The sequence below is a fragment of the Streptomyces sp. NPDC050548 genome, assembly GCF_044457385.1.
In the GTDB taxonomy this organism is placed as follows: domain Bacteria; phylum Actinomycetota; class Actinomycetes; order Streptomycetales; family Streptomycetaceae; genus Streptomyces.
In genome coordinates, this window is the sequence record NZ_JBITGV010000003.1 from 34,449 (window position 1) to 56,451 (window position 22,003).

Sequence of the window (22,003 nt, forward strand, 5' to 3'; positions counted from 1 at the left end):
GGATGGTCACCCGTCCGTTCAGTACCGCTCACGAAGGTTCGCGAGATGCCTGCCGAAGTCGCTGCGGCCGCAGAGTCCGTGTTTCCGCAGCTCGAAGCCCTGCTCCCGCATGTGCAGAAGCCGATCCAGTACGTCGGAGGCGAGCTCAACTCCACGGTCAAGCCGTGGGAGTCGTGCGACGTCCGCTGGGCGCTGATGTACCCGGACGCGTACGAGGTCGGCCTGCCCAACCAGGGCGTCATGATCCTCTACGAGGTCCTGAACGAGCAGGAGGGCGTCCTCGCCGAGCGCACGTACAGCGTGTGGCCCGACCTGGAGGCGCTGATGCGGGAGCACCGCGTCCCGCAGTTCACGGTCGACAGCCACCGCCCGGTCGGCGCTTTCGACGTGTTCGGCCTCTCCTTCTCCACCGAACTCGGCTACACGAACATGCTGACGGCCCTGGACCTGGCGGGCATCCCGCTGGAGTCCAAGGACCGCACGCTGGACGACCCGATCGTGCTGGCGGGCGGCCACGCGGCCTTCAACCCCGAGCCGATCGCCGACTTCGTCGACGCGGTGATCATCGGCGACGGCGAACAGGCCGTCCTCGACATGACGAAGATCGTCCGCACCTGGAAGGCGGAGGGCCGCCCGGGCGGGCGCGAGGAAGTCCTCTTCCGCCTGGCGAAGACGGGCTCGGTCTACATCCCCGCGTTCTACGACGTCGAGTACCTGCCGGACGCCCGCATCGCGCGCGTGGTCCCCAACAAGAGCGGTGTCCCGTGGCGGGTTTCGAAGCACACGGTGATGGACCTGGACGAATGGCCGTATCCCAAGCAGCCTCTCGTCCCCCTCGCGGAGACGGTCCATGAGCGGATGTCGGTGGAGATCTTCCGTGGCTGCACGCGCGGCTGCCGCTTCTGCCAGGCGGGCATGATCACCCGCCCGGTCCGTGAACGCTCGATCACGGGCATCGGCGAGATGGTCGAGAAGGGCCTGAAGGCGACGGGCTTCGAGGAGGTCGGCCTCCTCTCCCTGTCCTCCGCGGACCACTCGGAGATCGGCGACATCGCGAAGGGCCTGGCGGACCGGTACACGGAGGACAAGATCGGCCTGTCCCTCCCGTCGACCCGCGTGGACGCCTTCAACGTCGACCTGGCCAACGAACTCACGCGCAACGGCCGCCGCTCGGGCCTCACCTTCGCCCCCGAAGGCGGCTCGGAACGCCTCCGCAAGGTCATCAACAAGATGGTCTCGGAGGAGGACCTCATCCGCACGGTCTCGACGGCGTACGGCAACGGCTGGCGCCAGGTGAAGCTGTACTTCATGTGCGGCCTCCCGACCGAGACCGACGAGGACGTCCTCCAGATCGCGGACATGGCGATGAACGTGATCGCCGAGGGCCGCAAGGTCTCCGGCCAGAACGACATCCGCTGCACGGTCTCGATCGGCGGCTTCGTCCCCAAGCCCCACACCCCCTTCCAGTGGGCCCCGCAGCTCTCGGCGGAGGAGACGGACGCCCGCCTGACGAAGCTCCGGGACAAGATCCGCGGCGACAAGAAGTACGGCCGCTCGATCGGCTTCCGCTACCACGACGGCAAGCCCGGCATCGTCGAGGGCCTCCTCTCCCGCGGCGACCGACGCATCGGCGCGGTCATCCGCGCGGTCTACGAGGACGGCGGCCGCTTCGACGGCTGGCGCGAGCACTTCTCCTACGAGCGCTGGATGCGCTGCGCCGAGAAGACGCTGCCGGCGTTCGGCGTGGACGTCGACTGGTACACCACCCGCGAGAAGACCTACGAGGAGGTCCTCCCCTGGGACCACCTCGACTCGGGCCTCGACAAGGACTGGCTCTGGGAGGACTGGCAGGACGCCCTCGACGAGACAGAGGTCGAGGACTGCCGGTGGACGCCTTGCTTCGACTGTGGGGTGTGTCCGGCCATGGACACCCAGATTCAGGTGGGTCCGACCGGCAAGAAGCTGCTGCCGCTGACCGTGGTCAACAAGTAGCGGAGGGGGCGGACCCCGCCGCCGGCCGGTGAACGTCGGCGGCCTCGATGGTCAGGGTGTCGCGGGCGATGTCCGGCCCGGTCCGCACGGTCACCTGGACGGCGTGTTTCTCGCCCGCGCGCCCAAGACGCCCGGTGACCGTCACCTTGTGGCCTTTCACCTCGACCCGCAGGTCCGATCCGGCGGGTGCGGAGGCGCTCACGATGTGCTGCGGCCCGGCGGGCCACACGGTCACGGACGAGGCGAACTCTTCTCCGACCGTGACTTCGATGTGCGACGGAGTGAGGATCATGAAGCCTTTCGGGTGCCATGACCCGTTGCCTGGGGGTATCTGATTGCCGGTCATGCTGCCAGCGTGCGCCGATCCCGGGGGTCGCAGGAGGTGACGGTCGGCCTGTGCAGTGGGCCGACTGCGGCAGTCTCAGGGCCATTCGGTCCATATCCACCGCACATGTGTGAATCCACCGCACATGTGTGATGGATGTGGCTCCGTCGGTTTGTGTCCGCAGATGGACACGTCCATCCAGATCGGCCCCACGGGCAAGGTTGTGCGGGACCGGGTCAGGCGACCCGCCCGCCGACTCCGGAGCGTCCTTCGGGCGTGGCCGTGAGGCCGACCGTCACCTGCTGGCGGATCTGTTCGCCGAGTACGTCTACGACCGCTTCGGTGATCGCGGAGACGAGCCGTGCCGGTGCGTCCGGCACGCCGGGGTGCCGGTAGGCGGCCTCGCGCAGGCTCAAGGTGATGTTCGGGGCGGCTTGGTCGGTCGGTTTTCCGCCGATGCCGCGCCGGTGTCGGGGGATGCCGATGAGGTCCACGGCGACCAGGTGCTTGAACCGTTCGCCGTAGACGGAGCCGACCGCCTCCGTGAGTCCCTGGATCAACCCCTCCTCGGCCCGTCCGTCCAGTACGGCCTCGCTGATGTGCACGGTGAAGTGGGGCATGGTGGAATCTCCGTTCGGGCCCGGGCCTGGGTGGAGGGCGGATCGACGACGGGTGTCTTTGTTAGCAAAGCATTTTTGCTGTCAAAGGTAAATGCTGAGGGGTGCGTGATGGCTGGATCCGCGCGAGAAGAGGCCGGGGCGGGTGGTGACGTGGACGCCGTGGTGCGTGAACTGTTGTTGCTCATGCCGCGGATGGCGAGCCGGGTGAAGCGCGTTCCGCTGCCCGAGGGACTGCAGGCGGAGTCGTTGGCGCCCCGCCATCTCTCCCTGCTGTCCTGCCTGTTGTTCGACGGGCCCATGACCGTCAACGAGCTGGCCGCGCTACTGGGGGTGGCGCCCACCACGGTCAGCCTGATGGTCGGCGATCTGAGCGAGAAGGGCATCCTGGACCGGCGTGAGGACCCGTCCGACCGGCGGCGCCGGATCGTCGCCGTCGCGGCCGAACGGCACGACGCGATCGCCGCGTGGCTCGCCCCGGGCGCGGCGGCCTGGCGCCGAGTGCTGGGTCCGCTGACTCCGGCGGAGCGACGGCTTTTTATGGACACCCTGCGGGCTTATGAGGTGGCGGTGGGGGAGGAGCGGGGGCGCTGAGGGGCGGTAGGCGCTGCCGCGAGGGCCCGTGAGCGCGGCTGGCCCGGCCGCATCCTTCGACGCGGCCGGGCCCAGCGCGTGCTGAACGGTCAGTTGTTGCTGTTTCCCGCTTCGGGTGAGTTGAGCGGATTCCACGGGCCGGGGCAGCTCAGGCTGGCCAAGGTGTTCGTGGAGTGGCTCTCTGTGCAGATCGTCTCGAAGACCAGACCGGTGGTCGTGATGACGTCGAACTTGATGCCTGCCAGATCCTGGGTGCCCTGGCTGTGCTCGTTGACGGACACGCCGCAGGCGGTGCCGGTCGCGGCGGTCTTCGGATATCCCGCCAGGTTGCTGAGGTCGGTCCACCGCATGGTGTGGTTCCTGTTGGGGCGGACGTCGCGGATGCCCGCGTAGGTGTTGTTCCCGCTCACCGCTCCGCGGACCTCGTAGACCTGCTGGTCCTGGAACCCGTCGATCTCGACGCAGGGGCCGGTGGCACCCTGAGGCCCGGCGGGTCCTTGGTCGCCCTTGTCGCCCTTGTCGCCCTTCGGGCCGGCAGGTCCTGCGGGTCCTTGGGGTCCGACAGGTCCTGCGGGACCTCCGGCGGGTCCTGCGGGTCCTTGGGGTCCGACCGGTCCGGCGGGTCCTTGGTCGCCCTTGTCGCCCTTCGGGCCGGCGGGGCCGGTCGGGCCGGTCGGGCCCTTGCAGTGGCCCTTGCCGCCGGCCTCGGTGGCCTCGGACTTGTGATGGTGGTGCGGCTTGCAGTCGCCGCCGCCGTTGCCGGCCGCCACCCTGGCCTGTTCGGTCATGCTCCGTGCCGCCGCGGTGGCCGGACTGGCCGCCCCGGCCGCCAGGGCCAGCGCGAGCGAGGCCACCATGCCCGCCTTCCTGAACCTGTTCCGGGCCAGCGGCCCGAGCGGCGATGTTCGGAACTCAGGACTCATCCACATGCTCCTTGCTCGACCGGTTCGGGTGATCTCCCGAATCCGAGTGCGAGCTTGACCCGGGCGAACCGGGGTGACCCCTGTAGTCGCCCGGAACGCGCCCATTTGTCGTCGTATCGGACTAATCGGTGCGTGCTGATGGGGCATTTTTTACCTGCGATCATCCGTCCGGGCCAAGCCGCCGCTGTTCGGGGGCTCTCGGGCGCGGTCCTCCGCGTGGATGGACGGTCGTGGAGTGGGCGCGTGTCACTGTGGCGCGCGAGTTTCCGACGGGACGTCAGCGTCCGGGACGGGTGAGGCCGTGGAGCAGCAGACCCTCTGCCTGTGCATGATCGTCAAGAACGAGTCGCTCGTGATCGAGCGCTGTCTGGAGGCCGTTCGCCCTCTCATCGACTACTGGGTGATCTCCGACACCGGCTCCACGGACGGCACGCAGGACCTGATCCGCAAGGTGCTGGACGGTGTTCCGGGCGAACTCCACGAGGAACCCTGGGTCGACTTCGGGCACAACCGCACCCGGAACATCCGGCTCGCCCGCGGCAGGGCCGACTATCTGCTCACCCTCGACGCCGACCACGTCCTGCGGCAGGACGCCCCGCTGCCCCGGCTGACCGCGGGTTCGTACATGCTGCGTTACGACGGCCCCGGCACCCAGCACCGGTTCAAGCATCTGATGCGGGGCGACTGGCTGTGGCGCTACGAGGGGGTTACGCACGAGTACCCGTGCACCGACGAGCCCGATGACCAAGAGAACCTGAGCGCCCTCGTCATCGAGGACCGGGCCGACGGCGGGTGCCGCAGCGACAAGTTCGAGCGGGACGCGCGCCTGCTGCGGCGCGAGCTGGACCGCGACCCCGACAACCCGCGCACCGTCTTCTATCTGGCCAACACCGAACGCGACCTCGGGCACGCGGAGGAGGCGATCGCCCTCTACGAGCGTCGCGCCGGGATGGGCGGCTGGGGCGAGGAGGTCTACTGCTCGCTCCTGGAGGCCGGACTCCTCAGGGCGGAGCGGACCGACGACTGGCCGGGGGCGATGGACGCGTTCTCCCGGGCGTGGGACGGACGCCCCCAACGGCTGGAAGCCTGCTACGAGTTGGCGTCCCGCCTGCGCCTCGCGGGCCGCCACCGCACCGCGTACGCCCTGCTCGTCGATGTCGTCGGCAGGCCGGAACCGGACGATCTGCTCTTCACCCAGCCCTGGGTGTACCGATGGGGGCTCCTCTTCGAGTTCTCGATCACCGCCTACTGGGTGGGCGAGTTCGCGGCCTCCGTCGAGGCGTGCGACAGACTCCTGTCCCTGCCGGACCTGCCCGCCTCCGTCCGTCAACAGACCCTGGCCAACCGGGAGTTCTCCGTCCCGCACCTCGCCGCGATCCCCGCACGCAGGCCGAAGGTCTCCCGGGCCGGCAAGGCGGCCAAGGGGAGGAAGAAATAGGCACCCGCTACTTCTACGGGGTGGTCGCGGTCGCGGAAGGTGACTGCGGCGGGTAGCTCGGGTGCAGTGAAGCGGAGAGCGGGGCCAGGGTCGCGCACAGCGCCGTGGGGAACTTGGGCTCCACGCGTTGTACCACCTTGCAGCCTCCGGCCGAGCTCGCCGTGATCGTCTTCCAGCCTGCGGGCTCGGCGCGGAAGAACACGCGGTCGCCCAGATGGGACGTGCAGCCGGAGGGGGTCGCGGTCGTGTCGCCGCAGACCGGGCCCGTACGCCAGGAGAAGTCGATGACCAGCCACTTGCCGTCGCAGTGTTCCGCGTCGCGGTAGCTGTGCTCGGGAGCGTCGGCCGCGATCATCGCCTGCTCGTAGGAGCGGACGGTGCAGCCGGTGGGCGCCGGGTGACAGCCGAGTTCCCCGCACAGCCGCAGTGCGGGCGACTTGGCGCCGTCGGCGGTGAACTGGGTGTCGTTGTCGACGATCAGCTGTCGGCTGCCCAGGGATTCGGGCAGTCGTATGTGAGTCGAGACCGTACGTTCCCCGGTGCAGCCGGAGCGCTTGTCCCCGGACGGTGAGGTGAAGGTGATCTGGACCCACATGTTCTGCTGCGAGGTGGCGGTGAGTGCGGCCTTGAGCGCTCGTACGCACGGTTTCTTGCCGTCGGGCACCTGGGCGGTCAGGGTCAACGTCCGCCGGTCGGCGGCGAGTTGGGCCGCGGTGACCTTGAAGGGCTGCGACAGGGTCCAGGGCAGCGACCCGGTCGGCGCCGGGTCGCCCGTGCTGTCCGCGGCACCGGCCACCCGCGTCCCGCAGCCGCCGAGCAACAGTACGGCTACGGCGCAAAGGGCGGCGGCCACTGCCGCCCCGAGTGTTCTGTCTGGTCGCACGAGCGCTCAATCCCCCCGGATCGCACGGACGTTGACTCCGGCGCATCGAGCACCGGCATCAAGTAGGGGATCAATATAGGGAGTTCAGTGCGCGGCGCCCCACTCGGCCACCGTCGTGACGTCCGCCTGCATCGGGAACACCTTCTCCGTGAGGACCCGGTGCACCTCGGGGTCGTTGTCGAGGCAGCCGTCGGACAGGACGGTGAGCGTGAAGTCCAGATCGGACGCCTGGCGGAGCGTCGACAGGACGACACCGCTGGTGGCGATGCCCGTCAGGACCAGGTGGTCGATGTCGTTCGCCCGCAGCACCATGTCGAGGTCGCTGCCGGCGAACGCGCTGACGCGGCGCTTGGTGACGAGGATGTCGCCGGGTTCGGGGGCCACGTCCGGGTGGATCTCGTTGGCCTGGGCGGCGGCGGCCGGCAGCTGGACGCCCGCGAGCCTGCCGAACATCTTGTTGCGGGCGCTGACCTCCGGGGCGCCGGGGCGGAATCCGACGGTCACGTAGATCACGGGGACGCCGTCCGCGCGGGCCGTGTCGATCGCCTTGCGCAGGCGCGGCAGATAGGCCGGGTCGGGGTAGCGGTCGACGATGACGCGCTGGACGTCCATGACGAGGAGGGCTTGCTTGGACACCGTTGTCCTTTCGGACGGGAAGGCAGGACGAGGAGGCACGCCTGAACAGGGCGGGCTAAGTCATCACGTGATTACTTGCTTAACGTAACCATGCCCTGTAGTCATGTCAACGAGTGATTACTTGACCTGTCGAGGAGGCTGCCGGTGGAGACGAGTGAGGCCGACGGACCCCGGCGGCGGGACGCGGCGGCGACCCGGCAGGCGCTCCTGGAGGCCGCGAGCAGCCGGTTCACCCGACTCGGGTACGACCGCACGACACTGCGGGACGTGGCCGCCGACGTCGGGGTCAACCTGGCGCTCATCAAGCGGTACTTCGACTCGAAGGAAGGGCTGTTCAAGGCGGCCCTGGCGTCGACTCCGCGGTTTCTGGGGCGGGACGAGCACTTCCCGCAGGACCGGGAAGCTCTCGCCGAGGCACTCAGTCACCAACTCTCCGCCGGTGCCTGGCCGGAGTTCGGCGAACACCCCGTGCTGATGCTGCTGCGCGGCTCCGGCGACGAACGCGTGGACGCGCTGCGCCGCAAGGCCCTCGACGAGTTCGGCCGCCAGATCCTCGCGGCGTCCGGCGGGGGACCGGCGGGGGAGGACGACGACGAACGGCTGCTGCGGGCGCAGCTCCTGGTCGCGCTGGGCGTCGGCGTCGCCGTCGTACGGTCCGCCGTAGGTCTGCGGCCCCTGCGTGACGCGACCGCCGGTCAACTGGCCGCGCCCCTGCGGGAGATCGTCGACGCGCTGTTGACGCCCCCTGCCGACGGCCGCTGAACTGCCGCACAATGCACGGGTGGACGACTTCAGGATCCGCCCTGCCGAACCCGCCGAGCTGGACGCCGTCGCAGGGCTGCGGTGGCAGTGGATTCTGGAGGGCGGAGGCCAACCCGTCACCACCCGCGAGGAGTTCGTGCGCCACTTCGTCGACTGGGCTGAGGAGAACGCCGGTTCGCATCGGTGCATGGTGGTCGTACGGGACGGTGCGGTCATCGGGATGGCCTGGCTGGCCGTGGTCCAGCGGGTACCGAGTCCGCACGTCCTGCGCCGGGCCTCCGGTGATCTGCAGTGCGTGTACGTGATCCCCGGCGAACGGGACAGCGGTGTCGGTGGGCGGCTCGTGGAGACGGTGTTGAGCCGTGCCCGTGAACTCGGCCTCGAACGCGTCACCGTCCACTCCTCTCCCCGGGCGATCCCGGCGTACGCCCGACGCGGCTTCGCCTCCTCGCCCCGGCTGCTGCACACCCATGTCTCCAGGGCGGACTCGTACCCGTGACCCGCGCAGGCGTTGAGGGGCGATGAGGAGGGCGCCGTACCGCATCCGTATGGGGTGTTGAGGCGTCCTGACTGATATGGACGTCCCTGTGAAGTTCGAGAAACCGGCCGCGCAGCCCGCGCCGCAGCCGCCCGAGGGGTGTCTCGCCGTCGCGATCCGTGTTCCCGTGCGGATCGTCGTGCTCGTGCTGGTCGTGCCGGTGCGGGTGGTGTGGGACGCGCTGGTGGTCGGCGGACGGTTCCTGTGGCGGACCGTGCTGCGACCGGTGGGGCGGGCGTTGTTCGTGTGGCCGTCGGTCGCGCTGTGGCGGTACGTCGTCGTACCCGGCGCCAAGGCGGTCGGATGGCTCCTGAACGTGCTCGTCCTGGTGCCCCTGGTCTGGCTGTACCGCTATGTGCTGACCCCGGTCGGGCACGCCCTCGGCTGGAGCGCCCGGCGGATCGGGAACGGCCTGGCGTGGGTGTACGCGCGCGTGCTCACTCCCGTCGGGCACGCGTGCGTGTGGGTCGTCAACGGGGTGGCCGCCGGCCTGGCCTGGCTCGGGCGGTATCTGCTCGTCGTACCCGCCGGGTGGCTCTACGCCTGGGTGCTCGCCCCGGTCGGGCGCGCCGTCGCCTGGTGCGGGCGGGGGCTGATGTGGCTGGCGAGGGCCGTCGGTACCGGTGTCGGTGTCGTCCTGTACTGGACGGCCCGGATCCTGCTCGTCCTGCCCGCGATCGCGCTCTGGCGCTGGGTCCTGGCACCGGTCGGACGGGTCCTCGCCGTCGTGGGACGAGAGGTCTGGGACGCGCTCGGGCACGCCTGGCGGATCGCCGGGCACATCTCGCTCGCCGTGGGACGGGCACTGGGGACCCTCTTCCGGTGGATCTTCGTGGCGCCGGTGAGCTGGGTGTACCGGACGGTTCTCACCCCGGTCGGACACGTCGTACGGGACCTGGTGCTGCGGCCCGCCGCCGAGGCCGCGCGCGCCGTGGGCCGGGTCACCCGGCAGGCGCTGACCGCCGCGCGCGAGTCCGCCCGGCAGGCGCGCGCCGACTTCCGACGGATGGTCTTCGGCGAGCCTGGGCAGCCGCAGCCGGTGGAGCGACGGGAACCGATGGGCGACGAGACACGTACTCTTGGTAGAAGTACGACCGTTCTCACGAAGGACTAGGACACTGGGCAAGCGACAGCCCGAAGGCCCGCCGCCCGCACCCGCGGTGCAGCGCATCCGACTGCGCTACACCAAGCGCGGCCGCCTCCGGTTCACCAGCCACCGAGACTTCCAGCGCGCCTTCGAGCGTGCGCTGCGCCGCGCCGAGGTGCCGATGGCGTACTCGGCCGGGTTCACACCGCACCCGAAGGTGTCGTACGCCAATGCCGCACCCACCGGCACGGGCAGTGAGGCGGAATACCTGGAGATCGCGCTCACCGCCGAGCGCGACCCCGACAAGCTGCGCGAGCTGCTCGACGAGTCGATGCCCGTCGGGCTCGACATCGTCGACGCGGTCGAGGCCCGGACCTCCGGGCTCGCCGACCGGCTCACGGCTTCCGTGTGGGAGCTGCGGCTCGACGGGGTGGCTCCCGAGGACGCCGAGCGCGCGGTGGCGGCGTTCAACGCGGCCGAGACCGTCGAGGTCCAGCGCATGGCCAAGAACGGCATGCGCACCTTCGACGCCCGCTCCGCCGTGGCAAGCCTCGAAGCCTCTTCTGAGACGATCGGTCCACAGGCTGATAGGCCTACCGACCAGGCCTGTGCGATACTGCGGCTGGTTGTTCGGCACGTGACGCCTGCCGTTCGACCCGACGACGTCCTGTCCGGTCTTCGCGCCGTGGCCGACCTGGCGCCGCCGGTCGCCGCAGCGGTGACCAGGCTGGCGCAGGGGCTGTTCGATGAAGAGACCGGCACGGTGACCGACCCGCTCGCGCCCGACCGCGAGGCAGCAGTGACCGGGAATCCCACGGTCGCCGAAGCTGCCGCCGCGAAGGCGCCGGCGTAGGGAAGGTTCCGCGTAGGACGGACGTCGTAGCGCCGCCCTCGGACTCGGGAGCCACCTGGGTCGGGCAGCGCACCGACCACAAGACTTTCGCCAGGCCGTCCGCAACTGGGCGTACGGAACCGGCGAGACAGGACACAGAAAGCTCCCGTGCGGCGCCCGCGCCCCGGACGGCGGCACCGCGCAACGCGCGAGCCGCGGACGTCACCGGCATCCGAGCCGGACCAGGCGCGGCGCCCGGGAGCCTGACGGGAGAAACGCCCGCATGCTCGAACCGACCGAACCCATCGAGGGTTCCGAACCGAACACCCCCAGCGACACGCTGCCGCCGCGCCGCAGGCGCCGCGCCGCGTCTCGCCCGGCGGGACCGCCGACCGCCCCCGAGGGCGCGGTCGAAAGCAGCGCTCCGGCCATACCGGCCGAGGTGAGCGACGAGAAGAACGACACCGACGAGAGCGTCGTCGAGGTCACCGAGGTGACCCCCGAGGCGCCCGTCGTCGCAGAAGAGGCCGCGCCCGCCGGGCGTACGCGTCGTCGTGCGACCCGCCGGGTGTCCGCGCCCGAGGCGAGTGCGGTGCCCGAGGCGGCCGAGATCGTGGTGCCGGCTGTTGCCGCCACCGCACTCGAAGAGACCACCGTGGCGGAAGACGCTGCGCCTGTCGTGTCCGACGAGGACGCGGCTCCGCGCCGCACCCGCCGTCGGGCCACCCGCAAGGTGACCGCGCCCGAGGCCGTTGCTCCCGAGGTTGTGGTGGAGCAGGCGGAGGAGCAGGCCGCTCCGGCCGTCGTCGAGGAAGCCGTGGCTGTCGAAGCCCCGGCGGAAGAGGCGGCGCCCGCGGGGCGTACGCGCCGTCGTGCGACCCGGCGCGCCTCCGCGCCCGCCGGTGCGCCGCAGGCGGCCGAGGCCGACGAGAACGCTGAAGCGGCTGAAGCGACCGCAGCTCCTGCTGCCGCCGCCGTCGTGACCGAAGTGACTGAAGTGACCGAAGGTGCCGCGCCCGCTGCGTCCGACGAGGATGCCGCGCCGCGCAGGAGCCGTCGTCGCGCCACGCGCCGTGTGTCCGCGCCTGCCGGGACGCCCGTGGGCGAGGAGGCCCCTGTGAACGACGAGACCGCCGCGGACGCCGCGGAGCCGAACACCACTGCCGACGCTCCCGCCGAGGACTCCGGGCCGCGTCGTCGGCGCCGGGTCGTACGGACCGCGGCCGGCGGGTTCTCCGCGCCCGCGCCCAAGAACGGCAACGCCGCCGAAGAGGACGAGGGGCCGCGCCGGCCCGCGCGGCCCGCCGTGGCCGTGTTCCGCGCGCCCGTCTTCACCGAGCCGATGTTCCAGACGCCGGAGCGGGCTGCCGCCGCCGCTGCCGAGGCCGTGGAGGACGACGAGGAAGCGGTCGTCGTCGCCGAGCCCGTGGCCGTGGAAGTCGTCGAGGAAGAGACCGGCGGCCGTCGTCGGCGCCGTCGCCGGGGTGCCGCCTTCGAGGCCGAGCCCGTCGTCGCCGCCGTCGCCGAGCCCGTCGTCGCCGAGGAAGAGCCGGAGGAGGCCGACGAGGCCGCCGAGGGTGACGAGACCGAGGAGACCGGTTCGCGCCGCCGCCGTCGCCGCGGTGGCCGACGTCGTCGCCGTGGCGAGTCCGCCACCGGTGAGGACGAGTCCGAGGACGGCGAGGAGTACGCCGCCGAGCAGGCCGCCGAAGACGCCGAGGACACCGCCGAGCAGGTCGAGGAGGACGCCGAGGAGGCGGACGAGGACCAGGGCGGTTCCGGGTCCAGCAGCAGCCGTCGCCGGCGCCGTCGGCGTCGTCGCGCCGGTGACTCGGGTGGCGAGAGCGAGTCGGTCTCGTCCTCGGACGACCCCGAGCGCACCGTCGTCAAGGTCCGCGAGCCGCGCGCCAAGAAGGACGAGCACCCGAGCGACGAGGTGCAGTCCATCAAGGGCTCGACGCGTCTTGAGGCCAAGAAGCAGCGCCGCCGCGAAGGCCGCGAGCAGGGGCGCCGGCGCGTCCCGATCATCACCGAGGCGGAGTTCCTCGCCCGCCGTGAGGCCGTCGAGCGTGTGATGGTCGTGCGGCAGAGCGGTGAGCGCACGCAGATCGGCGTCCTGGAGGACGGCGTGCTCGTCGAGCACTACGTCAACAAGGAGCAGTCGACCTCGTACGTCGGCAACGTCTACCTGGGCAAGGTCCAGAACGTGCTGCCCTCCATGGAGGCCGCGTTCATCGACATCGGCAAGGGGCGCAACGCCGTCCTGTACGCCGGTGAGGTCAACTTCGAGGCGCTCGGCATGGCCAACGGGCCGCGCCGCATCGAGTCCGCCCTGAAGTCCGGCCAGTCGGTCCTCGTGCAGGTCACCAAGGACCCCATCGGACACAAGGGTGCCCGTCTGACCAGCCAGGTCTCCCTCCCCGGGCGCTACCTCGTGTACGTCCCCGAGGGCTCGATGACCGGCATCAGCCGCAAGCTGCCCGACACCGAGCGGGCCCGACTGAAGACCATCCTCAAGAAGATCGTCCCCGAGGACGCGGGCGTCATCGTGCGCACCGCCGCCGAGGGCGCGAGCGAGGACGAGCTGAGCCGCGACGTCGAGCGGCTGCAGGCGCAGTGGGAGGACATCCAGAAGAAGTCGAAGAGCGGCGGCAGCTCGAACGCCCCGACGCTGCTGTACGGCGAGCCGGACATGACCGTCCGCGTCGTGCGCGACATCTTCAACGAGGACTTCACCAAGGTCATCGTCAGCGGTGACGAGGCGTGGGACACCATCCACGGCTATGTCTCGCACGTCGCCCCCGACCTCGCCGACCGGCTGTCCAAGTGGACGTCCGAGGTCGACGTCTTCGCGACGTACCGCATCGACGAGCAGCTGATGAAGGCGCTGGACCGCAAGGTCTGGCTGCCCAGCGGCGGTTCGCTGGTCATCGACAAGACCGAAGCGATGATCGTGATCGACGTCAACACCGGCAAGTTCACCGGTCAGGGCGGCAACCTCGAAGAGACCGTGACCAGGAACAACCTGGAGGCGGCCGAGGAGATCGTGCGCCAGCTGCGGCTGCGCGACCTGGGCGGCATCGTCGTCATCGACTTCATCGACATGGTGCTGGAGTCCAACCGGGACCTCGTCCTGCGGCGGCTCCTGGAGTGCCTGGGCCGCGACCGTACGAAGCACCAGGTCGCCGAGGTCACCTCGCTCGGCCTCGTGCAGATGACCCGCAAGCGCGTCGGACAGGGCCTCCTTGAGTCCTTCTCCGAGACCTGCGTCCACTGCAACGGCCGCGGTGTCATCGTGCACATGGAGCAGCCGACCTCGGTCGGTGGCGGCGGCAAGCGCAAGCGGCGCGGGCGTGGTGGCGACGGCAGCGGTGCCGACGTCCACGACACGCACGACGGTCACGAGACGCACGAGCACGACCACGAGTCCGACGAGGTCGAGACCGAGGCGGAGGTGGCGGCCGAGGTCGCGATGCCGGTGCCGTTCGCCGAGACCCCCGCGGCGAAGCCGCTGATGGACACTTTCCGGCCCGACGAGGACCTGTACAGCAGCGCCGCCGAGGCGGAGGCCGCGGCCACCCGTGGCGGTCGTTCGCGGCGCCGGACGAGCCGGCGGGCTTCGGCTCCGGCCGGTGCGCCGAGGGCGGAGTCCCGTGAGTCGCGGCAGCCGCGCGAGGTGCGCGAAGTGCGCGAGGAGGCCGAACCGGTCGCCGTCGCGCAGGCCGAGCCCGTCGCCGTCGAGGACCCGGTGGTCGAGGCTCCGGTGGCTGCCGAAGCCCCCGTCGCCGAGGCTGCCGAGGTTGCCGACGACGCCGCGCCCAAGGGCCGTACGCGCCGTCGTGCGACCCGTAAGGCGACCGCGCCCGCCGGGTCTCCGGCCGGGTCCGAGGAGGCCGCCGTCGTGACGGTCACCGAGGCCCCCGCGCCGGTCGTCGTCGAGGCGCCCGCCCCTGCTCCGGCCTCGGTCGAGCAGCCCGAGGCACCCGCCGAGAGCGCGGCTCCGGCCCGCCCGCGGCGTCGTGCCGTGCGCAAGGCCACCGCGCCCACCGCGTCCGAGGAGGCGGCCGTCGTGGTCGTACCGTCGGCCGTGACGGCGGAGGAGGCCCCGGCCGCCGTGGAAGCGGAAGCCGAGGCCGAGGCTCCGGCCAAGAAGACGGCCGCGCGCAAGGCCGCCAAGAAGGCCCCGGCGAAGAAGGCGGTCGCCAAGAAGGCGGCGGCCACCAAGACCGCGGCCAAGAAGACGGCCGCGAAGAAGACGACGGCCAAGAAGGCCGCCAAGACCACGTCGAAGAAGACCGCGGCGGCGGAGCAGGCGAGCCCGTCCTCCGTCACCGCCTCCACCGACGAGGGCTGAACCCCGGGCGGGTGCGGCCGGTCCGTGTGACCGGTCGCACTCCCCACGGGCCCGGTTTGACCCGTTCGGCCGCGGCCCCGTAACCTTGACTGTCGGCGTGTCCACTGGTGACACGCCACATCCCCGTAAACCTCTTCCTCCCGGGTGTGTTCCACCGGGAGAGGCCGTCTGCTCTGCAGGGCGGCTGGACTGCGGGGGTGCCGTCCCTGAGCTAGAGAGTGAGATCAGCGTGTACGCCATCGTGCGCAGCGGTGGTCGCCAGCACAAGGTTGCTGTCGGCGACATCGTTGAGGTTGACAAGATTTCCACTGCCAAGGTTGGCGACACGGTCGAGCTCTCGACCCTGCTCGTTGTCGACGGCGACGCTGTGACCAGCGACCCGTGGGTCCTGGCCGGCATCAAGGTCCAGGCCGAGGTCGTGGACCACCACAAGGGCGTCAAGATCGACATCCTTCGCTACAAGAACAAGACCGGTTACCGCCGTCGTCAGGGCCACCGCCAGCAGTACACGGCGATCAAGGTCACTGAGATCCCCGCGGCTGCGAAGTAAGGGACTGAGGAGAGATGGCACACAAGAAGGGCGCATCGTCCACCCGGAACGGTCGCGACTCCAATGCCCAGCGGCTCGGCGTGAAGCGCTTCGGCGGTCAGGTCGTCAACGCGGGTGAGATCCTGGTCCGCCAGCGCGGCACCCACTTCCACCCCGGTGCGGGCGTCGGCCGTGGCGGCGACGACACGCTGTTCGCGCTGAACGCCGGTGCGGTGGAGTTCGGTACGCACCGTGGCCGCAAGGTCGTGAACATCGTTCCGGTCGCCTGAAGCATCAGGTAACCGATCGGAAGCTTTCGCGAGGCGGACCTCACTTCCCTTCCGGGAAGCGGGTCCGCCTTTCGCGTGTTGACCTGGAAACACTGTTGTACGTAACTGGAGGCACATCCCATGACCACCTTCGTGGACCGCGTCGAGCTGCATGTCGCCGCGGGTAACGGAGGCCACGGCTGTGCCTCCGTCCACCGTGAGAAGTTCAAGCCGCTCGGCGGCCCGGACGGCGGCAACGGCGGAAGGGGCGGTGACGTCATCCTCATCGTCGACCAGTCCGTGACCACGCTGCTGGACTACCACCACTCCCCGCACCGCAAGGCCACCAACGGCAAGCCCGGCGAGGGCGGCAACCGCTCCGGCAAGGACGGCCAGGACCTGGTCCTGCCGGTGCCGGACGGCACGGTCGTGCTCGACGGCGCGGGCAACGTGCTCGCCGACCTGGTCGGCCACGGCACCTCGTACATCGCCGCGCAGGGCGGCCGGGGCGGCCTCGGCAACGCGGCTCTCGCGAGCGCCCGCCGCAAGGCCCCCGGCTTCGCGCTGCTCGGCGTCCCCGGCGACCTCCAGGACATCGTCCTGGAGCTGAAGACGGTCGCCGACGTGGCTCTCGTGGGCTACCCGAGCGCCGGCAAGTCCTCGCTGATCTCCGTGCTGAGCGCGGCCAAGCCGAAGATCGCCGACTACCCCTTCACGACTCTGGTCCCGAACCTGGGCGTGGTGACGGCCGGCGAGACGGTCTACACGATCGCCGACGTGCCCGGTCTCATCCCCGGCGCCAGCCAGGGCAAGGGCCTCGGCCTTGAGTTCCTGCGCCACGTCGAGCGGTGCAGCGTCCTCGTGCACGTCCTGGACACCGCGACGCTGGAGTCCGAGCGCGATCCGATCTCCGACCTCGACATGATCGAGGAGGAGCTGAAGCAGTACGGCGGCCTCGGCAACCGGCCGCGCATGGTCGTCCTGAACAAGATCGACGTACCGGACGGCAAGGACCTCGCCGAGATGGTGCGGCCGGACCTGGAGGCGCGCGGCTACCGCGTGTTCGAGGTGTCGGCCGTCGCCCACACGGGACTGCGTGAACTGTCCTTCGCCATCGCGGAGTTCGTCGCCGCGTCGCGGGCCGCGAAGCCTCAGGAGGAGGCGACCCGGATCGTCATCCGCCCGAAGGCGGTCGACGACAGCGGCTTCACCGTCGTACAGGAGGAGGACAGCCTCTTCCGCGTGCGTGGCGAGAAGCCCGAACGCTGGGTCCGCCAGACCGACTTCAACAACGACGAGGCCGTCGGCTATCTCGCCGACCGGCTCAACCGCCTCGGTGTGGAGGCCTCGTTGATGAAGGCGGGCGCCCGTTCCGGCGACGGCGTCGCGATCGGTCCCGAGGACAACGCGGTCGTCTTCGACTGGGAGCCGACCGTCATGGCCGGCGCGGAGATGCTGGGCCGGCGCGGCGAGGACCACCGGCTCGACGAGCCGCGGCCCGCGACGCAGCGCCGTCGGGACAAGCAGGCCGAACGGGACGAGGCGGCGCAGGAGTTCGAGGAGTTCAAGCCCTTCTGAGTGGACGGGTGAAGATCGTTTGCCCGGCGTAACCCAAACTGGCTGAGACCCGTTGCTCTCGGAGCAACGGGTCTCTTGCTGTGTGCTCATTTGTCATGGACGCGATACTTACTGTTCAACGGGCGGGATTTCTCGCACGGTGAGCTTCCAAGTGACCCAAGAGGCCAACGTCGCAAGGGAGTTCACGATGACCGGAGCCGTATCACCCGATCGACGACGTTTTCTCGCGGCCGGCGCGGCGGTGCTCGGGGCCGCCGCCTCCGCCCAGTTGTGGCTGCCGACCTCCGCCCGGGCAGCCGAAACCCCGCTGCCCGACGGTGTGTTCAGCCTCGGCATCTCCTCCGGCGACCCGCTGCCCGACGGCATCGTGCTGTGGACGCGGCTCGCCCCGGACCCGCTGAACGGCGGCGGGATGCCGGACCAGGTGGTCCCGGTGGAGTGGGAGATCGCGGAGGACGACCGTTTCAGAAAGCGCGTGCGCCGGGGTGTCGCGCAGGCGCTGCCCGAGTACGGGCACAGCGTTCACGTGGATGTACGGGGGCTGCGCCCGGGCCGTGACTACTGGTACCGCTTCCGTGCCGACGGTCAGCTCTCGGCCACCGGCCGCACCCGCACCGCCCCGCACCCGGACAGCTCCCGCGGCCGGCTGCGCGTCGCGCTCGCCTCCTGCCAGAACTGGCAGAACGGCTACTTCACGCCGTACGCCGACATGCTGGCGCAGGATCCCGACTTCGTGCTCTTCGTCGGCGACTACATCTACGAGTCGGCGCCGTCGAACGCCGGGCCGCGACGGCACGAGGGGACCGGGGAGCCGTACAGCCTGGTCCAGTACCGCAACCGGTACGCGCAGTACCGCAGCGACCCGGATCTGCTGGCGATGCATGCCAACACCCCATGGGTGGTGACCTTCGACGACCACGAGGTGGACAACGACTGGGCGGGGGAGATCCCGCAGGACCCCGCCCAGCAGTCGCACGACGCGTTCGTGGCGCGGCTGACGGCGGCCTTCCAGGCGTACTACGAGCACATGCCGGTGCGCGCGAGCGCCGTGCCGGACGGGCCGCACATCCAGATGTACCGGCGCCTGGAGTTCGGCCGGCTGATGCGGCTCAACGTCCTCGACACCCGGCAGTTCCGCAGCGACCAGGCCACCACGCAGGCCGGTGCCGAGGACCCGTCGATGACGATGATGGGCGCCGAGCAGAAGGCGTGGCTGCTGAAGGGGCTGCGCCACTCGCCCGCCCGCTGGAACGTCGTCGCCTCGCAGATCATGATGGCCGAGACGGACATCCTGCTCGGCGCGGGCAAGCAGTGGTTCTACGACGCCTGGGACGGCTACCAGGCCGAACGCAACGCCCTGCTGGAGGACTTCAAGAGCGTCCGCAACCCGGTGGTGCTCAGCGGCGACCGGCACCTCACGATGATCAGCGACCTCAAGGAGGACTTCGCCGATCCCGGCTCCGCCGTCGTCGGCGCCGAGTTCGTCGGCACGTCCATCTCCAGCAACGGCGACCAGGACCAGGCCGCCTTCCACGCCCAGTGGGACCCGCTGATGGCGGACAACCCGCACTGGAAGGTGATCGACGCCCACCGCGGCTACCACCTCTTCGACATCCGGCGGGACGGCATCGACGCGAAGGTGCGGGTCGTGGACACCGTGCTGAAGCCGACAGCCACGCCGAGCACCTATGCCTCCCTGCGCGTCGAGGCGGGCGATCCCGGGGTCCAGGTGGTCTGAGTTTCGTGAACCCTGTGTGACCGGAGCCTGGGACTCATCTGTGTCCCAGGCTCCTCTCAGGTCAAACTCAGGAACAACTCTTACCTTCCATTAACCATGGAGACGGACTGTATTAAGGAAGCGCTGCCCTCCGGGACCCGGCTGCTGCACATCGGCCCGCACAAGACCGGGACCACCGCCATCCAGGGCGCGCTGTTCGCCGCGAAGGACGCGATGCCCGAGCACGGCGTCGACTTCCCCGCGCACAGCAGACACCCGATGGAAGCGGCCCTCGCCGCCTGCGCCCGGCCCGCGATGATGGGCGACGCCGTGCCCACCGACAAGCACTGGACCCGCCTCCTCGACGCCGTGCGCGCCACCGGTGACCGCACGTCGGTGATCAGCAGCGAGTTCTTCGCCGACGCCGAGGACGACGAGACGATCGCCCGGATCGTGGAGCAGCTCGGCGGCGAGCGCGTGCACATCCTGATCACCCTGCGCCCGCTGGCCAAGATCATGCCCTCGCAGTGGCAGCAGTACGTGCAGAACGGCCTGCGCATGGGCTACGACAACTGGCTGGAGCACATGCTCCGCAAGGCGCCCTACGAGCAGCCCAACCCCAGCTTCTGGCGGCGGCACCGGCACGACCGGCTGGTGGAGCGCTGGACCCGGGCCGTGGGCCCCGAGCGGGTCACCGTCGTCGTGGTCGACGACAGTGACCGCGACGGGCTGCTGCGCACCTTCGAGGCGCTGCTCGGACTGCCCGCGAATCTGCTGCGGCCGGTTCCGGACGCGGCCAACCGCTCTCTCACCCTGGCCGAGACCGAAATGCTGCGAAAACTCAATGTGGAATTCCGCGGCAATGGGCTCCCCGACGAGCTGTATTCCAAGCTGGTGCGCAACGGCGCGGTCATGCATATGAAGAATTCGTGCAGCCCGACCCCGCAGGACGTGAAGATCACGACGCCCCGGTGGGCTGTAGAGGCGGCGGGCTCCATCGGCGCCGAGATGGCCGGCACCATCGCCGCCACGGGCGTCCGGATCGTCGGCGACACCGCCCTTCTGTCGGCCGTACCGAAGGCTTCGGAGCAGGTGCCCGCGGCGCCGCGGATCGCGCCCGAGGTGGCCGCGCAGGCGCTGTACGGGGCGCTCGCGGCGGTGGCCGCCGCGCCGGTGCGGCACACCGCCGCGGCGAAGTCGCGGACGGTTCACCAGACGTCGTCGAAGGAACTCGTACGAGTTCTCGGTCACCGTTGTCTGAAGAAGCTCCGGCGCCGCTGAGAGGTGTCGTCGCGCGGTCACCAGCAGTGCAAGATGAATGACAGGTGTCGCTCACCTATGCGGCGGAGGTCACTCGCCTTGCACTGCGGTTACCGTGAGTGGGACCATTTGCCAGTTCCCCCGTTGTCCCGAGGTAGGTCAAGGTCGCCTGTGTCGCACATAGCCAAGCCCCGCACCACCGCAGTGATCCTGGCCGGCGGTACCGGCCAGCGCGTGGGTCTCTCGATCCCCAAGCAGCTGCTGAAGATCGCCGGCAAGGCAGTCATCGAGCACACCCTGACCACCTTCGAGAAGGCCGACTCGATCGACGACATCATCGTGCTGATGGCGCCTGGTTACGTCCCGGACGTCGAGAAGATCGTCGCCAAGGCCGGTTTCCAGAAGGTCACCAAGATCATCGAGGGCGGCTCCACGCGCAACGAGACCACCGAGCGCGCCATCGCCGCCCTCGGTGAGGGCCTGGCCGAGGGCGAGGACGCCAACGTCCTCTTCCACGACGCCGTGCGCCCCCTGCTCTCGCAGCGCGTGATCGACGACTGCGTGATCGCCCTGGAGCGCTTCCAGGCCGTCGACGTGGCCATCCCGTCCGCGGACACCATCATCGTGACCCGCACGCACGGCGACGACGGCGAGTTCATCACCGAGATCCCCGACCGCTCCCGGCTGCGCCGCGGCCAGACGCCCCAGGCGTTCAAGCTGTCCACGATCCGCCGCGCCTACGAGGTCGCCGCCGGGGACCCGAACTTCCAGGCCACGGACGACTGCTCCGTCGTACTGAAGTACCTGCCGGACGTGCCGATCCACGTCGTCGCGGGCGACGAGTACAACATGAAGGTCACCCAGCCCGTCGACGTCTTCATCGCCGACAAGCTCTTCCAGCTCGCCTCCACGGCCGCCCCCGAGCAGGTCGACGAGGCCGCCTACCGCGAGCTGCTCACCGGCAGGACGCTGGTCGTCTTCGGCGGCTCGTACGGCATCGGCAAGGACATCGCCGAGCTGGCCCAGGGCTACGGCGCCACGGTCTACGCGCTCGGCCGCTCCACCACCGGCACGCACGTCGAGAACCCGGAGGAGGTCGACGACGCGCTGTCCAAGGCCTACGCCGAGACCGGGCGCATCGACTACGTCATCAACACCGCGGGCGTGCTGCGCATCGGCAAGCTGGCCGAGACGGACAACGCGACCATCGAGGAAGCGCTGAAGGTCAACTACCTGGCGCCGGTGCAGATCGCCCGTTCCGCGTACAAGTACCTGGCCGAGACCAAGGGCCAGCTGCTGCTCTACACCTCCAGCAGCTACACCCGCGGCCGCGCCGAGTACAGCCTCTACTCCTCGACCAAGGCCGCCATGGTGAACCTCACCCAGGCACTGTCGGACGAGTGGGCCGGCGACGGCATCCGCGTCAACTGCGTCAACCCGGAGCGCACCGCCACGCCGATGCGCACCAAGGCCTTCGGCCAGGAGGCCGCGGGCACCCTGCTCTCCTCCGAGGCCGTGGCCCGTGCCTCGCTCGACGTGCTGCTGTCCGAGCTGACCGGCCATGTCATCGACGTCCGCCAGCAGGACCCGACGGCCGGTGCGGCCAGGGCCTCCGGCTTCGAGGCCGCCCTCGCCTCGGTGCTGGACGTCCAGGACGGCGTTTAATTAA

The 22,003-nt window shown here is 70.1% G+C and carries 19 protein-coding genes; 14 read left to right on the forward strand and 5 right to left on the reverse strand.

Features of this window, described 5'->3' with window-relative positions:
• The first annotated feature begins 45 nt into the window (after positions 1-45).
• Positions 46-1,992 (forward strand): TIGR03960 family B12-binding radical SAM protein, encoded by a 1,947-nt coding sequence (locus ACIBJH_RS10235; protein WP_399116419.1) that lies wholly within the window; start codon positions 46-48, stop codon positions 1,990-1,992.
• Here ACIBJH_RS10235 and ACIBJH_RS10240 read toward each other — a convergent pair.
• The gene (locus ACIBJH_RS10240; protein ID WP_399116420.1) at positions 1,982-2,338 is read right to left on the reverse strand and encodes a hypothetical protein; all 357 of its coding nucleotides are present in this window, start codon (positions 2,336-2,338) and stop codon (positions 1,982-1,984) included. The two genes, ACIBJH_RS10235 and ACIBJH_RS10240, sit on opposite strands and share 11 nt — an antisense overlap.
• 215 nt (positions 2,339-2,553) lie before the next feature.
• On the reverse strand, positions 2,554-2,937 hold the full coding sequence (locus ACIBJH_RS10245) for a hypothetical protein (protein WP_399116421.1): 384 nt from the start codon (positions 2,935-2,937) through the stop codon (positions 2,554-2,556).
• Positions 2,938-3,045: 108 nt separating this feature from the next.
• Between ACIBJH_RS10245 and ACIBJH_RS10250 the strand changes: the two genes are divergently transcribed.
• On the forward strand, positions 3,046-3,528 hold the full coding sequence (locus tag ACIBJH_RS10250; protein WP_399116422.1) for a MarR family winged helix-turn-helix transcriptional regulator: 483 nt from the start codon (positions 3,046-3,048) through the stop codon (positions 3,526-3,528).
• Positions 3,529-3,617: 89 nt separating this feature from the next.
• Here ACIBJH_RS10250 and ACIBJH_RS10255 read toward each other — a convergent pair whose 3' ends face one another.
• Positions 3,618-4,451, reverse strand: coding sequence for a hypothetical protein (locus tag ACIBJH_RS10255; protein ID WP_399116423.1), 834 nt, complete (start codon positions 4,449-4,451; stop codon positions 3,618-3,620).
• Between the two features lie 301 nt (positions 4,452-4,752).
• Here ACIBJH_RS10255 and ACIBJH_RS10260 point away from each other — a divergent pair, with 301 nt between their 5' ends.
• Positions 4,753-5,889 (forward strand): glycosyltransferase, encoded by a 1,137-nt coding sequence (locus tag ACIBJH_RS10260; protein ID WP_399116424.1) that lies wholly within the window; start codon positions 4,753-4,755, stop codon positions 5,887-5,889.
• 13 nt (positions 5,890-5,902) lie between these two features.
• Here ACIBJH_RS10260 and ACIBJH_RS10265 read toward each other — a convergent pair whose 3' ends face one another.
• Both ACIBJH_RS10265 and ACIBJH_RS10270 read right to left on the reverse strand, forming a co-directional pair.
• On the reverse strand, positions 5,903-6,742 hold the full coding sequence (locus ACIBJH_RS10265) for a hypothetical protein (RefSeq protein ID WP_399116425.1): 840 nt from the start codon (positions 6,740-6,742) through the stop codon (positions 5,903-5,905).
• A gap of 114 nt (positions 6,743-6,856) precedes the next feature.
• Positions 6,857-7,408 (reverse strand): cysteine hydrolase family protein, encoded by a 552-nt coding sequence (locus tag ACIBJH_RS10270; protein ID WP_399116426.1) that lies wholly within the window; start codon positions 7,406-7,408, stop codon positions 6,857-6,859.
• Positions 7,409-7,552: 144 nt separating this feature from the next.
• Here ACIBJH_RS10270 and ACIBJH_RS10275 point away from each other — a divergent pair, with 144 nt between their 5' ends.
• From ACIBJH_RS10275 to ACIBJH_RS10325, 11 genes are all read left to right on the forward strand, one after another.
• The gene (locus tag ACIBJH_RS10275; RefSeq protein WP_399116427.1) at positions 7,553-8,170 is read left to right on the forward strand and encodes a TetR/AcrR family transcriptional regulator; all 618 of its coding nucleotides are present in this window, start codon (positions 7,553-7,555) and stop codon (positions 8,168-8,170) included.
• Between the two features lie 19 nt (positions 8,171-8,189).
• The gene (locus tag ACIBJH_RS10280; protein ID WP_399116428.1) at positions 8,190-8,669 is read left to right on the forward strand and encodes a GNAT family N-acetyltransferase; all 480 of its coding nucleotides are present in this window, start codon (positions 8,190-8,192) and stop codon (positions 8,667-8,669) included.
• Between the two features lie 76 nt (positions 8,670-8,745).
• Positions 8,746-9,822, forward strand: a complete 1,077-nt coding sequence (locus ACIBJH_RS10285) for a hypothetical protein (RefSeq protein ID WP_399116429.1) — start codon at positions 8,746-8,748, stop codon at positions 9,820-9,822.
• A gap of 46 nt (positions 9,823-9,868) precedes the next feature.
• Positions 9,869-10,648: a TIGR03936 family radical SAM-associated protein gene (locus tag ACIBJH_RS10290; protein ID WP_399116430.1), complete on the forward strand. Its 780-nt coding sequence runs from the start codon at positions 9,869-9,871 to the stop codon at positions 10,646-10,648.
• 262 nt (positions 10,649-10,910) lie between these two features.
• Positions 10,911-14,981, forward strand: coding sequence for an Rne/Rng family ribonuclease (locus tag ACIBJH_RS10295; protein WP_399116431.1), 4,071 nt, complete (start codon positions 10,911-10,913; stop codon positions 14,979-14,981).
• Between the two features lie 229 nt (positions 14,982-15,210).
• Positions 15,211-15,531 (forward strand): 50S ribosomal protein L21, encoded by a 321-nt coding sequence (gene rplU / locus ACIBJH_RS10300; protein ID WP_007381993.1) that lies wholly within the window; start codon positions 15,211-15,213, stop codon positions 15,529-15,531.
• 14 nt (positions 15,532-15,545) lie between these two features.
• On the forward strand, positions 15,546-15,800 hold the full coding sequence (rpmA, locus tag ACIBJH_RS10305; protein WP_007381992.1) for a 50S ribosomal protein L27: 255 nt from the start codon (positions 15,546-15,548) through the stop codon (positions 15,798-15,800).
• A 120-nt stretch (positions 15,801-15,920) separates the two neighbouring features.
• Positions 15,921-17,357, forward strand: a complete 1,437-nt coding sequence (obgE, locus tag ACIBJH_RS10310) for a GTPase ObgE (protein WP_399116432.1) — start codon at positions 15,921-15,923, stop codon at positions 17,355-17,357.
• Positions 17,358-17,544: 187 nt separating this feature from the next.
• Complete coding sequence (locus ACIBJH_RS10315; protein WP_399116433.1) at positions 17,545-19,095, forward strand: alkaline phosphatase D family protein; 1,551 nt, start codon at positions 17,545-17,547, stop codon at positions 19,093-19,095.
• Between the two features lie 96 nt (positions 19,096-19,191).
• Positions 19,192-20,355 (forward strand): hypothetical protein, encoded by a 1,164-nt coding sequence (locus tag ACIBJH_RS10320; protein WP_399116434.1) that lies wholly within the window; start codon positions 19,192-19,194, stop codon positions 20,353-20,355.
• Positions 20,356-20,505: 150 nt separating this feature from the next.
• Entirely contained in the window at positions 20,506-21,999 is a 1,494-nt protein-coding gene (locus ACIBJH_RS10325; protein WP_399116435.1) for a D-ribitol-5-phosphate cytidylyltransferase, read from the forward strand.
• The last annotated feature ends 4 nt before the right edge of the window (positions 22,000-22,003 follow it).

What these genes read in the sequence shown, in the direction of transcription:
- rpmA (WP_007381992.1), top strand. Translation starts at nt 15,546, where the DNA reads ATGGCACACAAGAAGGGCGCATCGTCCACCCGGAACGGTCGCGACTCC.
- ACIBJH_RS10245 (WP_399116421.1), bottom strand. Translation starts at nt 2,937, where the DNA reads ATGCCCCACTTCACCGTGCACATCAGCGAGGCCGTACTGGACGGACGG.
- ACIBJH_RS10235 (WP_399116419.1), top strand. Translation starts at nt 46, where the DNA reads ATGCCTGCCGAAGTCGCTGCGGCCGCAGAGTCCGTGTTTCCGCAGCTC.
- ACIBJH_RS10295 (WP_399116431.1), top strand. Translation starts at nt 10,911, where the DNA reads ATGCTCGAACCGACCGAACCCATCGAGGGTTCCGAACCGAACACCCCC.
- ACIBJH_RS10250 (WP_399116422.1), top strand. Translation starts at nt 3,046, where the DNA reads ATGGCTGGATCCGCGCGAGAAGAGGCCGGGGCGGGTGGTGACGTGGAC.
- ACIBJH_RS10315 (WP_399116433.1), top strand. Translation starts at nt 17,545, where the DNA reads ATGACCGGAGCCGTATCACCCGATCGACGACGTTTTCTCGCGGCCGGC.
- ACIBJH_RS10240 (WP_399116420.1), bottom strand. Translation starts at nt 2,338, where the DNA reads ATGACCGGCAATCAGATACCCCCAGGCAACGGGTCATGGCACCCGAAA.
- ACIBJH_RS10285 (WP_399116429.1), top strand. Translation starts at nt 8,746, where the DNA reads ATGGACGTCCCTGTGAAGTTCGAGAAACCGGCCGCGCAGCCCGCGCCG.
- ACIBJH_RS10320 (WP_399116434.1), top strand. Translation starts at nt 19,192, where the DNA reads ATGGAGACGGACTGTATTAAGGAAGCGCTGCCCTCCGGGACCCGGCTG.
- ACIBJH_RS10255 (WP_399116423.1), bottom strand. Translation starts at nt 4,451, where the DNA reads ATGAGTCCTGAGTTCCGAACATCGCCGCTCGGGCCGCTGGCCCGGAAC.
- obgE (WP_399116432.1), top strand. Translation starts at nt 15,921, where the DNA reads ATGACCACCTTCGTGGACCGCGTCGAGCTGCATGTCGCCGCGGGTAAC.